2 protein-coding genes are annotated in these 16507 nt (G+C 71.4%); both read right to left on the minus strand.

Annotated features, from left to right (window positions below):
- Positions 1–410: 410 nt before the first annotated feature.
- Positions 411–15815, minus strand: coding sequence for a DEAD/DEAH box helicase family protein (locus ACQP09_RS34235; RefSeq protein WP_433406964.1), 15405 nt, complete (start codon positions 15813–15815; stop codon positions 411–413).
- 179 nt (positions 15816–15994) lie between these two features.
- The gene (locus tag ACQP09_RS34240; RefSeq protein WP_433406966.1) at positions 15995–16285 is read right to left on the minus strand and encodes a hypothetical protein; all 291 of its coding nucleotides are present in this window, start codon (positions 16283–16285) and stop codon (positions 15995–15997) included.
- Between the last annotated feature and the right edge of the window lie 222 nt (positions 16286–16507).

Consider the following 16507-nt stretch of genomic DNA (forward strand, 5'->3'; position numbering starts at 1 on the left):
CGTGGCCTGCCGCGTGCGCGACTGCAGGTGCGTCGCGCTGGGAACGACGGCTGGCGGCGGAGGGAGGGGGTCGGTTGTGGACCGGTCGCCGTCACCCCGCCGGGAGTTGGGCCGCTCGCCGTACTCCCGCCGTCGCGGATGACGGGCGCGCGAGGAGACCGCGCTGCCGACCGTGGCCGAGGGGGGAGCAGCTGCTGCCGCGATGGGGCCCAGGCCGTCGTGGGCGCGTACCGCTTCGGTCCCCTTTCGTCCCTGGCGCGGGATCGGTCGACCAAGGAGACCGGGCCGAAAGGGGCGGCGTCCTGCGTAGACCGCCGGGCCGCGCAGGTTATCTGGCCAGATTCACCACCTACGGGCACCCGGCCTTGCCGGTACCCGGGCGGGCACCGGTGCCCGCCCGGGAAGCCGGGTCAGCGCTGCTGGTTGGGCTTGGCGGCCGACTGCTGGTCGCCGTTGCGGCGGAGGTGCCCGGCCTGTTCGGCGACACCGGTGGCCGACTTCTTCGCCCCCTTCACCGGCCGCTTGGAGGTCGTGGTCGACCGTCCACGAGCGGCCGCCGCAGACGGCCGCTTCCCGGCGACGGGCATGGGCCGGGCGAGGGCGTCGCCCATCCGCTTCAGCGACTCGACCTTCTTCACGTCCGGCACGTCACTCGCGGGCGGAGGCGTGCTTCCTGCGTTCCGGGGGCCGCGGTACGCGAGGGCCGCGTCTCCCAGCCGCAGCAGCGCATCGGCGCTCGGCAGGGCCGAGCGTTGCTGCTGGCCTCGCTCGTCGTCGCGCCGGAGCCGGTCCGCGCCTGCCTGTGCCCACCTGGCCACCTTCTCGCACACGCGGAGCGACGTACGGCGGAGGAAGTCGGCGACGCGTCCGTCTTCCATGAGCTTGCCGAAGTGCTCCCCCGCGCGCTCCCTGATGACGTTGACGAGGTTGCCGAAGGCGCCACGGACCGTCTGGAGACGCTGCCATTCCGGCAGGTCCTGGAGAGCGGGGGCGTGCTCGTCAGCCTGCCGCAGCGCCGCGTTCACCGCGTCCGCCGCCTTCTGTGGATCGCGGTCCGCCGGCACTGCCTCCGGTGCACCGGAAGGCGACGCGGCGGCCGCAGGCGTGGGCTCGGCGGCTGGCGCGGGCTGCACGGGGATGACTGGCAGGGCCTCGGGGGCGGGCTTCGCCTCCGCGACGGCTTCGGCGAGCAGCTGCTGAAGAGTCACCAAGCGTTCCTGCACGTCGGCGAACAGGTCCTCCCCCGACCCGTTCTCCGCGGGCACGTTCTCGTCCCACGCTGCCTTGACGCCGTCGAACTCGGAAACGACGTCCGCCGGGCCCTCCACCCAGACGAAGCTGTCTTCCCAGCCGAAATTGGCAGCCAGGGGCAGGTCGACGGGGAGGACCGTCTCAGAGGTGGGCTCCTCCGATGCGGCGGAATCCACAACCTCACCGGTCTCGGGCTGACGCTCGCCTGTACCGGTGTCCGGGGCGGTATCGGCGCTGACACTCTCGGGTGCCTGGCCCACTTCGTTGACCTCCACGGTGCCCGGTGTCGGGATATCGGGAGACGGGGCGGCCGTCGCGGGCTCCTCGCGGGGAGCCGCACCCTGAACGTCCGGGGAGACCGTCTCCGCCGAGGTGGGCAGTTCCGTGGCCCGCAGACGCTCGTAGGCGGCGGGCGCAGCCAGAGACAGTAGCTCGTTCCGCTGAGAGGGGGTCTGCTCGGAGTAAGCCCACCGCAGGTGTTCCCAGCGGCTACCGGTGATCATGAATTCGGCAGCCCGAGGGAAGTACATCAGCCTGAAGTCGTCCAGGCTGTTCTTGTGTGCGGCGTGAAGCAGGTCGCCGTCCTCGGCTGCGGCGTCGACCAGCCAGTCGGCGATCTCCTCGGAGGAGGGCGCCATGCCCTCGCGCAGTACGTCACGCGTCAGGTCCGCCAGCGCGGAACGCAGCTCTCCGACGTCCCAGGCAGACTCCATGGGGCCGCCCACAAGGTGCCTGGCGAGCCACGGGCCTGTCTCCAGGGTCGACACCAAGCTGTCGGACTGCATCTCGGAGCGCACCAGCATCGGCACCTCCACCATCATCGGGAGCGGCAGTTCCGGCATCGGCTCCCGCCGGAGCAGCCTGGGCTGAATCACCGTGGTCCTGATGGCGTCCGGTGTCATCACCCGGGCGATCAGCGCCTGTCCGGCTCCCTTCCGCAGCTGGATCGAGATCACAGATCCGGACTGCGCTGCTGAGTCAACCGGCCGCTGCTCTTCCTCGAATTCGTCATCGCGGGCGGGCGTGGCCATCTCGGGCTCCTTCAGTGTTTCGGCGGCGATCGGGGCAGCCGGTTCGGTCTCGCGGATGGTGGCCGTCTCCGAAGCAGGGCTCTCAGGCGGGGCGGTCAGCGCACGCAGTTGCTCGTACGCGCCGGGTGTGGCCAGGGTCAGCACGTCGAGGCGGCGGTTACCTTCGCTGTCTCCCAGGTAGCGCCATACAAGGAGCTCGGAGCCGCCGTCGGCCACCAGGTCGTCGGCGGCCTGCGCGAACGCCGGCGCGAAGTCGGCGACGGTGGCGGCGGTGTGGGCGGCCTGGAGCAGGCCGTCCTGCTCGGATGCTGCGGCCACCAGCCAGGCGGCGACCTCCTCCACCGAGGGGGCCGTGCCGTCCCGCAGCACGTCGGCCGCCACCGCGACGATCGCCTGACGTACTGCGTCAGTGCTCCAGGCCTGCGCGAGCGGGCCGTCGGCCAGGTGCCCGGCGAGCCACGCGTGCGTCTCCTCGTCGGACACCAGCTGCTCGGCCCGCTGCGCCTGGCGTACCAGCATGGGCACTTCCACCCGGGCCGGCAGCGGCATCCCCGGCAGGTCGGCGGACGTGACGCCGGGCAGGACCAGCGTCTGCGAGGCCTCCACGGTGTCCACCATGGCCACGAGTCGGCCCTCGGCGACCTCCCGCAGTCCGAGCACCGCTACCGGGCCGCGGACCCGCTGCGGAGGGGTCGGCGCCTGCTGTGCCTGCTCCTGGCCGACGGGCGCCGTCGGCGCCGCTGCGGCGGCCGCGCGCTCCGCCTGGACCGCGTCCAAGGTGGCCTGGATCCGCCCGCGCAAACGCGTGCTCTCGTACAGCAGATCCAGGAGGGGGAAGGCGAGGAACTGCCGCTCATCGTGGGCGGGGTCCGCCGGAAGGTTGGCACCCCAGGCGTTAGCCGCCTGCTGGATCGCCGTCAGGTTGGCAATCATCTGCTGGGAGCCGTGCTGATCAGGGACGGCCGCCGCAAGGTTCCCCAGCGCATCGGTCAGGTCCTGGAGGTGCGGGTTCTGCCCGTAGTCCTGGTCCGCCCTGGCCGCCGCCACGGTGATGGTGCGCAGGTGCCGGTCGGCGGCAGTGCGCAGGTCGGCGCGCAGCACGTCCACCCGCGACAACATCTCCCGCGCTTCGGCCGCGGCCGGCGGTTCACCGTACGGCTCCCCGGTGCGGACCGTGAACAGGATGGCGGCCTGGTGGGCCGCATCCTGGGGCGAGCCGCTCAGTGCCGTGACGTCGGCGGGCAGACCCTCTACCGCTGAGCGGGCAAACCAGCGTTCGTCGGCGGACCGGCGTACGACGGCAACGGTGGCCTCGCCGTACAGCAGCTCCCCATCGCGCAGCCCTTCGCCCTCCACGGTGGTGAGCCGGAGCCCGTACCGGTCGTCGTTGGCGAGCGGGACCGTCTCCGTGAACGTACGGGGCTCGGGCGGGTCTTCGACGTCCACGGCAGGCTCGGCGTCCTTCTGCACCAGGTTGTCCGCCGAGAGTTCTTCACCAGCCGGAACGTCCGTCGCGATGGAGGTGGGTTCCGGCTCGTCTGCCACTGCGTCCTCCTGGTCTTGCTGTTCGGGGTCATCATCCGTGCGTTCCGGCACGGCCTTCTCGGTGGCCGCTGGTTCGGTCGTGGTCGGGTTCTCATCGGGTGCCGGGGCGGAAGTGGTTTCGGCGGTCTCCACTGCCGGGGCTTCCTGCGGTTCTGAGGCGGGCGTCTGCGCCGCCGACAGGGTCGTTGCGGACGCGTCCGCCGGTTCAGCCTCCGGTTCGCGGACCCGCGCGCGGGCCCACTCCAGCACGCCCTGCCACCGTTCATGCCGGGTGCCCGTGCCTCCCGGGTCCGTCACGGCCAGACGGTGACCGTCGTCGCCGGGGAGCCCCTGCTGGTAGACCATCTCCACCGTGAAGTCGGTGTCGCCGATGGTCAGGCCCCACATCGGGCCGTGCTCCAGCGGCGCCCGTTCCCGGCGGGCTTTGCTGGAACGGGCCGTGATGCTCTCCCCCTTGGGGAGAGCGACTTCCTTCAGCTGCTCTCGGTAGGAGAAGAACACCCAGTCGTCGCTGGCCGTGGGGTGAGTCTCGGCGGTGCGGCCCAGTGCGGCCCGTTCGGTGAGTTCAGCGATGGTGCCGACGGAGATGCCGGTGCCCACGGACACGCCGGACAGGTCGCGCATCACGAAGCCCCGGTATCCGCTCTCGGCTTCCTTCGCGGTGCGGTAGCGCTGACCGGTCGGGCGGTGGACGCTGGTCCACTCGTTCTCGGCGGTACGGCGGAAGACGATCTCGGAGTCCTGGGAGTAGGGCTGCGGCCAGATCTGTACGCCACCGCGCCGGGCCTCTGCGAGGTCGGCGAGGCTCTGGGACTGCTGCTCGGACAGGCCCAGGGTCTGCTCGACGCACGGGCCGCACTCGGCAGCCATCTCCGCCTGGTCCTTGCTCCACCAGTGCAGCACCACGGTGTAGCGGTCGGTGTCGGGGGTGCCGCAGCGGTCGCATTCTCCGTGGTCGGCGTGCCCGTAGATGCCAATCCGTCCGTGGGGGGCTTCCTCGGTGCCTGATGAAACGGCGGGTTCCGGCTGACGGCGCCCGCGCCTCCGGGCGGGGCGCTGTGCAGGGGCGGGCGCGGGCTCAAGGGCGGCCGCCTGGCCGAAGAGGTCGAGTTGTTCTTCTTCCTCGCCGGTGACGCCCGCCGTCTCCTCCTCCGTCTCCGAGGCGGCGGCCGGCGCGGGATCGGGCGCCGGAGTCTCCATGGCGGCTTCACGCAGCCATGCCTGGGCCGCCGCCCGCTGCTCGCCGTCCTTGTCACCCGGGTCCAAGGCCTCGGCCGCCGATCGAACGGCCGCCTCCGAGTCGATGTACGCCATGCACTCGTCACGGGTGCCGGTGAAGATCGAATCGCTGAACGAGTAGGAACGGGTCTGGCGGTTGAGGTGGAATTGGAGCGTCTCGGGTTCACCGGGCCGCATGCTCCCGTGCATCCAGTACCGGATGTCCGCTGCTCCGGTCAACTCCACCCGTTTCAGCTGGGCAAGTTCGTCAGCAGCAGGGGGCTCTTGCGGCTCCGGATCGGCGTCGGGCCGCTCCGGCGAGGTTGGCGTGCCGACGCCGAACAGGTCGAGTTGTTCCTCCAGATCGCTGTCGAGGGCGGGGGCCGGTCCAGGCTCCGCCTCGGTGGTCTGCTGCTCCGCGTCGGCGAGGGCTGACGCCGGGGCGGGGTCCGTGGCACGAAGCCGCTCGTAGACAAGGCCCGCCAGCTCGGCGTACAGGCCGTTGCGGTCACTGACGGCGTCGTCGCCCCGTCGGAAATAGGCGCGGGCCCATTCGGGCCAGTCGCCCGGCGGGATGTCCGCCCACTGGTCGGTCACCCACTCGCTCCCCCAGGCACCCAGCGGGTAGATGAAGCTGTTGAGGTCCTTGGCGCGGGCCGCCTGTGCGACCTTCGGGGCGGCCAGCGCCGCAGCGGTCATGGCCTCCAGTAGGGGCCCACGCAGGGCCGGGTCCGTCAGAGTGCCCGGGAACTGTCGCAGCGCGGCCACGCGGTACGCCTCGGCGGCCGCCTCCGGCTCCATGGCGCCCGGTTCGACGGTGACCAGGTAGAGGGGGGCGATGTCCATGTCCCAGCCGTTCGGCCAGCCCTCACGGTCGAAGACGACTTTCGCCTCACGGCGGTGCGTCTTATCTGCGTAGCCGCCGACGATGCCCAGGTTGCCAAAGGCGATTGACAGAACGCGGTCGCCGACGGCGGGCTCCGGGCGGTCGGTGCGCTTCAGTTCGTCGATGCGCTGCCGTCCGGCCGGGGTGATGTCGACGTTCAGCGTCGCCCCGTACTCCAGCAGTCCCGCACCCATCAGCCGCTCGACCATAGCGCCGTCGGCACGGACGCCGCCGTCAGCGATGACGATGCGACTGGTGTCCCAGGTGACGCCGTCGTCGGCGACGCCCGCGGGCATCAGTTCCCGGTACGCGGCGTAGAGGAGCGCGAACTCGTCCGAGACAACGAGCAGGCCACTGTCAGCGTCCGACACAGGTGCCGACGGTTCCAGGTTGACCGGGGCGGGATCGGCCGGACCATGCTCCTCGGCGGCCGCGGGGGCCGCCTCGGTCGCGGCGGGCGTGGGTTCGTCCGACTGCTCGGAGGTGCCCGACTCCGGCTGAGTGGCGGCCGGCGCCTCCTGGTTCTGCTGCTCCGGGGCAGACGCGGACGCTTCCTCAGGGGCCTCCGCCTGGGAACGGGGCTGGTAGGGCCTGGCGTACGGGTCGCTCTCGCCGATCGGAGGGATGGTGGCTCGCCACCGGGCGGTGTCGTACACCTCGAACTCGAAGCGTTCGGCGGCATTGCGGAGCACCTTCGCGGTGCGGCGTTCCTCCGCCGTGACGCCCGGGAAGGCGTCCGCAGCAGCCTGGGCGGCCTCTCCGAGGGCCTGCATCTGCGCGACGTTCAGCTGGTACTTGCGGTGCCCGGCCACCCACTCAGGCGGCTCCACCGGGGTGCCGTCAAAGTAGGTGCCGTCCAGGGTGAGCCTCCGCAGTTCCCGGACCTGTGCTGTCGTCAGACGCACTTCCCTGGAGGCGTATTCGGCGGCGATCGGGCGGCGGTGCGCGGGCTCCTTGACCGCGGTCAGGCCCGTACGCACGTGTCCGGCCGCCCTGATCGCCGGGACGCCGGCGGAGACGGGCAGCGCTTCGTGGAAGGGCATGCTGTCAGGGGGGCCGCCCTCGGCGTCCTGGCCCCACCAGTAGCGTCGGCCGTCGTCGCCGAGGCGGGCGCGGACCCATCCGACGACCGCGCCGTCGGCGTCGACCACCGTGCCGTGCCCGGCCTCTGCGTCCAGGTCGACCAGCCGGTTGCCGTCGCCGTAGTTCAGCTCGATGCCTTCGGCGGTCGAGGCCTGCGCCAGGTCGGCCTCGTTCCGTCGGCGTTTGGCCGCGAAGTCGCCGTCCTCGGGCCGGGTGGTGCCCTCCGGCCACTGGACCTCGTTCCCCTCGTAGACCCGGGTGCCGAACTGCGTGGAGACCAGCACCAGGTCGCCGTCCGTCCCGACCACCCGGCCGGGGCCCTCCGGGGTCTGCACGATGACCATGCCCTCGGCGGCATCCGTAGGCGCTTCGTCGCCCTCTTCCTGCTCGTCGGCGGAGTCGCCCTCCGGCTCCGCCTCGGCGGTCTCTGCCGGTACCTCCGCAGAGGGCGGAGCGCTGTCCTGCCGGTTGCCGTCCGGCTCTGCCTCTGCCGGGTCAGCTTCCGGCGCGCCCGACGGGTCCACCGTCGTCTCCGCCGAGTCGGCGACCGGGGTCTCGGCCGTGGGGCTGGGGGAGGGTTCCTGCGGGTGGGGACCGAAGCGTTCGCGGGCCGCAGCGAGCTGGTTCTCGCTCGGCGGTGCCATCTCCCACAGGGCGACGTCCAGGTCTTCCATCGCCTGGCCAGCGGCCAGGCTCCATTCGTCGCTGCGGAAGTGGATCTCGCGGTCCAAGCGTCCGTACCGGCGCTTCGCGGACCTCTTGGCCTCCCGGGCGGCCTCGTCGTGAACGGCGGCCGCCTCGATCCAGGCGGGGATCTCCTCCCACGGCAGCACGGTGGTCCGTCCGGCCTGCTCCAGGGTGATGCCGTCGCGGCCGGTGGACAGGCGCACGTCCCCGTGGCCGCGCAAGGCCTCCGGCAGGTCGCTGCTGGGCGAGGCGTACCAGGCCGTGGTCGGCGTCTGCTGCTGTACGGCGATCCATTCGCGTACCCGCTCGGTCCGCTGTCCGTCGTGCCGGAGTGGTTGGCTGTCCACGGCGTACGCGCTGACGACCGCCTTCAGCTGCTGCTGGCTCAGCAGTGCCGCGATCGTCCACCCGACGGGGTGGCCTGCGGTCTCGGCGGAAGGGGCGGCGGTCTCCGGAGCCGGTGCCGTCTCCTGCGGGGTCTCGGCGGTCTGTTCCGAGTTCTGCGGGGCCGGAGCGGGAGCGCCGTCGTAGTAGGCGGTGTAGGTGGTGCCGATGCGGTCGAGGAAGTCGCGCAGGCCTCGCACGGCGTCCGCCCGGGCGTCCAGGGGCGTGTCCCGCCTCAGGTACCACATGCTCTGCCGCCGCGACCAGCGGAAGCCCTGGTCCTTGAGGGCGTTGCGTACGGGCTGGTCGTCCTTGTGGGTGCCCTTGACGGTGGTGCCCTCGGCATCGTGATGGATCACGATGGCGGACGGAGCCTGCTCCGGTGCCTCGGGCAGGTCGATCACGGTGCCGGACGGGGCGGCGAGGATCGTCTCCAGGTCGACCTCGAACAGCGGCTCGGTCTCGCGGTTGTAGAGCGTGAGCAGGTCGAGGTTCAGGTTGGTCAGCTGCTCGCTCTGCTCCTGGCGCCGAGCCCCGACCTCGTAGGTGACCCACTCGTTGTAGCTGCGCCGGAAGGTGCCTCCGACCCGTTCGCCGACCTTGCCGATCTCGTTCACAAGGTCGAGGAGCGGATTGTCGGGGTCGTAGCTGTAGCCGACGCCGGGGCGGTCGATGTAAGCCACCACGTCCTTGCCGGACAGCTTGTGGCGCTTCAGCAGCGGCTCGTAGTACCGCAGGACCGCCGCGATGCGGGCGATCTCCGGGGCGGGCCCGGTGTGCTGCTCGGCTTCCGCCGGCGCCGGGGCGGCCGGTTCTTCGGCGGCCGGTTCGTCGCCGGGCTGCGGGCCCCCGATGTGGGTGAGTGAGACGCGGTCGCCCAGAGCGCCGATCAGCTCCTGGAGGGGCGCCGCGTCGGCGGCCGGTGCCTCCTCCGGCGCTTCCTGCGGCTCCGGGGCCGTGGGCTCCTGCTTCTCGGGGGTGTTGCCCGGCAGCAGGCGTGAGCCGTCGGGGACCGCGACGATTTCACGGGGGTGCATGCGGGTGACGCCGCCCAGCTGATGACGGCACCGGTAGTAGCCGTCTCGCGGGTCGGGGCCTTCGGTGACCGTGACCGTGCGGAAGCGCAGGTGGCGGTCCTCCATGTACTGGCGCCAGCTCTCGCGGACGACGTCTCCCGGTTCCAGCTGCACCGAGTCGTCGGTGAAGGGCTGGTATCCCTCGGGGACTGCAACGTCGCCGGAGTCCTCCCCCAGCGCCTCCGGTTCCGGCTGCTGGGCATCGGCGGTCGGCTCGCCGGACTGTACGGGCGGCGAGCCGACCGTTACCGGGGACTGCTGCCCCTGCACCCCGTCGGCGAGAAGGTCCTGGATCGCCTCCCGTTCGCGGTCTCGTACCGCCTCCAGGGTGTTGAGGTCGAGCTTGCCGTCGAGGCGGTCGATCAGCTGCGTCGGGGGCGTGGCCTCCAGCTCGGCGGCAGTGAAGCTGTCGCGGTCCAGCAGCGGAAGCTGGTCGAACCCCAGCACGGCCCGCGCCCGGGGCGTACCGGGCTCATTCCAGCCGACGTACAGCACGATGCCTCGGATGTTGGCGTACGCCACCCGGAAGTCGGGGTCGAGGTTCTGCCGCTCGGCAGGGAGTTCTTCTAGTTCGCGCATGACGCGCAGGAGGTCGTCCCGCAGCTGGGTACCGGCGGCCTCGCGGTCGGTGATGGTGGCGTTCTGCCGGTCCATGCGGAAGTCGGAGCCCTGGTCGCGGAGGTACTCCATGGCGCTCTCCAGCACCTGGAGTTCGCGCAGCCGTGTTTCTGCCGGGCTCTCCGTCTCCTGGCGCTCCTGTGCCTGTTGGGCCAGGACGTCCAGGGTGGCGGCCAGCCGCTGCGCGTACTGGTCGGCGGTGTTGGCCACCTGGAGGAGGAGGGCCCGGTCGTCGTCGGAGACGTACGTGTCCTGTTCGGCGAGGTGGGTGTCCGCGCGGCGGGCGGCTCGGGCCAGTTCCTCGTACTGCTCGACGACCGTCCTCCCGCCGGTCGGGCCCGCGCTCGCGGCCGCGAGACGGGCGCGGTACGCCCATGAGGCGACCAGGCCGGCGGGGTTGGTGATCCCGGGGTCTTCGTCGGCCAGTTCCTCGTCGGCGTCGACCAGCATCGGCAGCGCGGTCTGTGTGGCCGCCCACCGCTCGTAGACGACCTGGACATGCTCCTGCTCGAACGCGGCCTCGCGCTGGCTCGTGAAGGGCCGCACGACTTCCGTCCAGCCCTCCCCGGCCAGCGCGCCCATGTCGTGGGCGATGATCTGCGCGAGGAGCGGATCGTCGTCCTCTGCGGCGGGGTTCTGGTCCTGCGCGCCGGACTCTTCGGGCTCCGCCCCGGTGCCGGAGAGGAGTTCGTCCAGGGCTTCCTGGAACTGCTGCTCCCGGCTCGGCTCGCTCGCGGCCTCGGTGCCCGGGTCCGCAGGAGGCTGCTCGGGGCGCGGCTGGTCCTGCGATCCGGCCGCGGTCCGGTCCGGGCCGGTCGAGGAAGGACCGGCAGTTGCTTCTCCCGTACCGGTCCCGGCGGTCTCGGCCGGGGCGGGTTCGGATGCGGCGGCCCCGGAGTGGGGTGCGGGCTCTTGGCCGGTCTCGCCGCGTGCGGACGCGGCGGCCTGTTCCTGGATCCGGTGTTCGTCTTCGACGGCCTTGCGGAGCTTGGCGATCTGCTCGCGCAGGGCGGTCAGTTCTTCGTCCTCCTCGTCCTGCCCGTCCGGGCTGTTGCTCGCGGCCCGCTCGGCGCGCTCGGCGAGGCCTTGCTCCTTCTCGTTGGCCACGACGAGCTTGCTCAGGGCCCGTTCCTCGCGCTCCTTGGAGCGGGCCTGGATCCGGTAGGGGTTGTCTTCCTTGGGGCGCAGGTTGGCGATGATCTCCTCGCGGCGGCCGCTCTGGGTGGCGGCGGACGCTGCGAGCTTTTCGAGGTCGTCGTCCAGGTGGTTGAGGAAGTGCTCCAGGGACTGGATGGCGCCGCGTCCGTTGGACGGGGTGACGGTGGAGGCCTGCCACTGGGCACGGTCGTCACGGTGGCCGATCGGTACGACGTTGCCCCAGGGGAAGCGCAGGCGCAGTTGGCGGCCGCCGCTGGCTCCGTAGACGATCTCGGCGTGGAAGTCCTGCCCGCCGAGGGTGCCGAGGGGGACGTGCTGCCCGGGCCGTACGGACTGGTCCTTCGCGATGGCGGCCATCCGGGCGCCGAGCGCGTTGGCGGCGGTGTCGCGGGAGCGGTAGGTCGCGTCGTCCACGGTCATCACGAACGCGTCGCCAGCGGTGGGGCGGCGGGTCGGGGCGGCTTCCCGCATCCGTGTCAGGGCGTGCTCGGCGCGGGCGATGTAGCCGTCGATGTCCTTGAGGTCCTGTGCGCGGTTGTCCTGCGCCCGGTCCCAGCTGCGGGCCAGGCCCTGGAGGCGGGAGCGCTCTGCGGTCGCCTCGGCCAGTTGCAGGATCGCCGGGTCTCCGGAGGACAGGGCGGCGAGCATGCCGAGGTTGAGGGCGTCGGCGCCGATGTCCTCGATCTCGCGGAGGTTGAACTCGCGGCGCTGGATCTGGCCGATGAACCGCGCCTTGCGGGCCAGGGTCGTCAGCCGGAACTCATCGAAGGTCCGCTCGGTGATGTAGTACAGGACGCGGACGTCGTCGGGGGTGTTGTCGATCCAGGGGGCGTTGAGGTTGCCGCGGCGCTCGATCCGGCCGTCGCGCTGGGCCATGTCCGCCGGCCGCCAGGGGTAGGACAGGTGGTGCAGGGCGACCGCCCGGTCCTGGATGTTGGTCCCGGTGCCCATCTTCTGCGTGGAGCCGATCAAGACGCGGACGCGCCCGGCACGGCAGTCGGCGAACAGCTTCTCCTTCTTCAGGTCGGTGCCCGCCTCGTGGATGAAGCGGATCGCCTCGCGCGGCATCCCGCGCGCCACCAGTTCCTCGCGCAGGTCCGCGTACAGGTTCGTGCCGTGCTTGGCCTTGCTGCCGGGGGTGCCCTCGTCCAGGAAGACGAGCTGGAGGCCGCCGGGCAGGTCCTGCGGGCTGGGGTCCTTGTCGGAGACGGGGTAGACGATGTCCTTCGTCTCGTGCCAGATTTCCGTGATCTTCTCGGCGGCGTAGGGGACCTTGCTGCCCATGTCCTTGGTGCCGCCGACGGAGCGCATGTCGGTGGCCGCGAGGTCGGCGATCTCGGCGACCTTGGTGTAGTCGATGACCTGCTCACCCGTGGCCGGGTCGGTGCTCATGATCCGGTTGGGGTTGATCCCCAGGGCGCGCAGGGCGCCGGTGGCGTCGACCAGGTCGAGGTCGACGGAGGCCCGCAGGCCTTCGCCCAGGGCCTTGAGCACGCCGCCCGGCTTGCGGACCCAGTCCTGGTGGGGCAGTCGTTTGATGAACTCGCGCTGCGCCGGCGTGGGCGGGATGAGGATGGTCTCGCCGCGCTTCCCGTCCTCGTTCTCCCGTACGGGAGGGGTGGGGAGGTTGAGGTCCTCGGCCATCTGCACGTCGGCGAAGGTCCGGTAGCCGGACATCAGCTCGGGGACGTTGAAGAAGCGGGCGAAGCGGGCCTTGTACTTGTAGCCGTCGCCCTTCGGGTCGGGCTCCAGGTTGGAGACGACCTCGCCGAACGTGGCGGCCCAGTTGTCGAAGGCGTCGAGCCCCATCTCGGCCAGCAGGGTCGGGGCGAGGTAGCGCTTGAGGACGTAGGCCTCGGTGACGCTGTTGGCGATCGGGGTGCCGGTGGCGAGGGTCGCGACGCGGTCGGACTCGTTCGTCTCGCGGAGCCAGGACAGCACCATGTGGAGCTTGGTGGCCTTGGCCGATCCCTGGATCGCGGCGCCGGGGATCGCGGAGACGGTCCGCAGGTTCTTGTACTCGTGCGCCTCGTCCAGGAACAGGTAGTCGATGCCGGTGTCCTCCAGGAAGACACCGTTCTCGTCACCGAGGGACTCGATCTGCTTCTGGAGCTTGGCCTCGGCGTTGGCCAGGCTCTCCTCGATCTGCTTGACCGTGTTGCGGCCCATGCCCGCCTCGGCGGCCACGTCCAGCTGCTCGCGCAGCGAGCGCATCTCCTGGTCGAGGTAGTCGCGCATGGAGTCGGGCCGCAGCGGCACCCGGTTGAACGCGTCGTGGGTGAAGATCACCGCGTCCCAGTCGCCGCCCGCCATCCGCGCCATGAACTTCGCCCGGCGCTTCACGCTCAGGTCGGACGCGGCGATGGCCAGGATCTTCGCGTTGGGGTAGAGCTGGCGGAACTCGCGGGTCCACTGCTTGAGCATGTGGTTGGGCACGACCAGGGCCGGTTTGTTGGCCAGTCCGGTACGGCGGAGCTCCATCGCGCCGGCGGCCATCGTTGCCGTCTTGCCCGCGCCGACCACGTGGGCGAGGAGCGCGGTCGGCTCGTTCACGATCCGGCGGATCGCCGCGTTCTGGTGGCCCCGCATCTCCCAGTCGGCGATCAGACCGGGCAGGACGAGGGCGGAGCCGGAGTATTCCGGCATCACCAGATTGTTGAACACCTTGTTGTAGATGCCCGCGAGCCGCTCGGCCCGCGGCTTGTCGGACCAGACCCAGTCGTCGAAGGCCTCGGCGATGAGCTTGGCCTTCTCCTGCGCCTCGTCGGTGGCCTCGCGGTCCACCCAGGTGTTGCCGTCGGCGTCCTTGTGGGTGACCTGGATCGTGGAGTCGGTCTGCCTCAGCAGGGCGGTGAACAAGTCCTGCGTGGAGCGGGAGCCGGTGCCCCACTCCTTGCGGGCCAGGTCACCGTGGTGCGCGCCGCGGACCTCCCACACCGTGCCGCCCGCGTGCAGGACGCTGGCGTTCTCGAACCCGAGGTGGGCGAGGAAGGCGTCGTAGACGTCGACCGGTACCCAGGGAGCGCCGATCTTGGCCTTGATCTCGGCCGGGGTCAGGTCGGTGGGCTGGACCCGCTCCAGAGCGGCGACGTTGCCCAGGAACGTCGGGTCGACCCCGGCGGCCGCTTGGGCGGCCGCGAGCTTGGTGCGGACGTTGCCGGACAGGTAGCGGTGGGCCGGTTCCCAGACCTCCTCCTCCGGCCCGCCCTGCTCCGGGTCGCGGTAGGCGAGCGAGGCGTCGGCGACCTGCGCGGCCACCGTCTCCACGTCCGAGCCCAGGAGGCTGGCCACCCGGGTCATCTCCAGGCGGCCGCCGTCGTACTCCATCGCCAGGGCGATGGCGTCCTCCGCCGTGGCCGCCCGTACGGGAAGGGTGCGGGGCTCCAGGACGCGGGCGTGCAGCACCTTCTGCTCGATGCCCTTGCGGGTCCGGTCGTCCCACTCCTCCAGGCCGAACAGGAGGGCGGCGTCGGGGTCGTCATCGATCCAGGCGAACGCGGTACGGGCCTTCCAGCCCTCGGGCACCTCCTTCAGGCCCTCCTCGGCGGCGCGGGCCTTGGCCTCGGGCGGGGTGAACTTGTAGTGCTGGCGCGGCTTCGTCAGCGGCGGGTGGCTCTTGCGGTAGTCCCGCCATCCGACTCGCAGTTCGGCGCGGAGCCGGGCGAGCTGCGGCGTCTCCCCCGGCTCCAGGGTGTCCCCCTCTGCCTCGTACAGGGCGAGGGTGAGGTGCTTGAGGCGGATCAGCTTGACCAGCTGCTCACGCTGCTCGGGGTGGACGTCCAGCGGGACGGGGCGGCCGTTCTCCACGATCGTCGGGTTGCCCTCGGCATCCAGCCCCAGGGCGTCCTCCGTACCGCCGGGGACGATGGCCGCGACCGGTTCGGCCCGCTGGTCCTCGGCGGCGAGGAGTCCTGCGGCCTGCGCGTCCACGGCGATGGCGGCCGCGGCCGCCGCCAGGGCGTCGGCAGGGGTCTGGTCGCTGCGCCCGACGACCGTGACCTCCGGGCCCCACTCGCGGGAGCCGGCGCGCAGCTCGCCGAGGACGTACTCGGGGTGTGCGTCGAAGAAGTTGTTGACCGCGAGTTCACTCTCGTGGCCGGGCAGGGCCCGCTTCGTGGCGGTCAGCCACGTCCGGTCGCCGGGCTCCTCGCCCTCCATGCGGCGCCGCAGGATCAGCACGTCGGTCACCACATCGGTTCCGGCGGCCGCCCCGTGGGCCCCGGCGGGCAGGCGGACCGCGCCCACCAGGTCGCCGAGTTCATACAGGCGCTCGCGCGCCTCGGTCTTCTGCGCGTCCAGGGTGTAGCGGGAGGTGATGAGCGCGACGATCCCGCCGGGGCGGGTGGCGTACAGCGACTTCAGTACGAAGTGGTCGTGGATGGAGAGCGTCAGGTCCTTGTTGTGGACCTTGTCGAACCGCTTGTACCGGCCGTAGGGGACGTTGCCGACGACAGCGTCGAAGCCGCCATCGGCGAGTTCGATCTGTTCCAGGCCGCTGGTGATGATCTCGGCGTCCGGGTAGAGGTGGCGGGCGATCGCCGCGGTGGTCGGCTCGACCTCCACCCCGGTCATCCGGATCGTGTCGCGGACCAGGATCGGGGCGAGGCCGATGAAGTTGCCGCTGCCGCTGCCCGGCTCCAGGACGCGGCCGCCCGTGAAGCCGAGGGTGCGGACCGTGCCCCAGATCGAGCGGACCAGGGCGGCGTCGGTGTAGTGGGCGTTCAGCGTGTTGCGGCGGGCCGCATCCCACTCGTCTTGCGTGAGCAGGGCCCGGATCTGCTCCCGCAGGTCGCTGACCGCGTCCCAGCGTGCGGCGGCCCGCTCGTAGGCGTCGTCGGTGTCGAAGGCGTCCCGGCCCAGGCGCGGATTGAAGATCACCGGCAGCGCGCCCCAGCCCGACCAGCGGGCCAGGACGGTCTGCTCCTCCTCCGTCGCCGAGCGCTGCTCATCCTCCAGGACGCGCAGCGCCTGAAGGGCGGCCAGGTTCGCGCGGGCCCGATCCCCCTGCCCGGCCGGCGCCAGATCCTTCTGCCCGCCCGGACGGAACCTCGGCGGAGCTACATCTCCCGGTGCTCCGTCCCCGGCTCCTTCTCCAGCCAGACCAGATCCGCGTAGACCAGCTCCTGCGCCTGCGACTTCACCGCCCGCCGGGCCGGTCCCCGCTGCTCCACCGGAAGTTGCTGGAGCAGCTCGTTCGCCGTCTGCCCGATCTGCTCCGTCACCCGCAGGTCCAGAGCCACGAAGAACTCCTCCTGCTGCTCCGGGCTCCCCAGCTCCGCCAGCGCCCGCGGCCGGTACGTCTGCCAGAACTCGCGGGCCGTCCGCCCGTGCCTGCTCAGCTGCGCCATTACGGTTCCCCTCGTCATCGCGGAGCGGCGGCTCCACTTCCCCGGTACTCATACGCGTTCTCCCCCGTGGTGCTCGTCGGGCACAGGCTTTGGACCCGGCCCGGCACGCTGCCCCCACGGACGCGACCAAGGACTTCCCCCGGTCTCGTCCGGAGGCTCACCAGCGGCCGGACTTGATCCATCCTCTTTGACCCTACGACTCACCAACAGCGGATTTCCTCT

The organism is Streptomyces sp. CA-146814, from assembly GCF_050942385.1.
Lineage (GTDB): Bacteria > Actinomycetota > Actinomycetes > Streptomycetales > Streptomycetaceae > Streptomyces.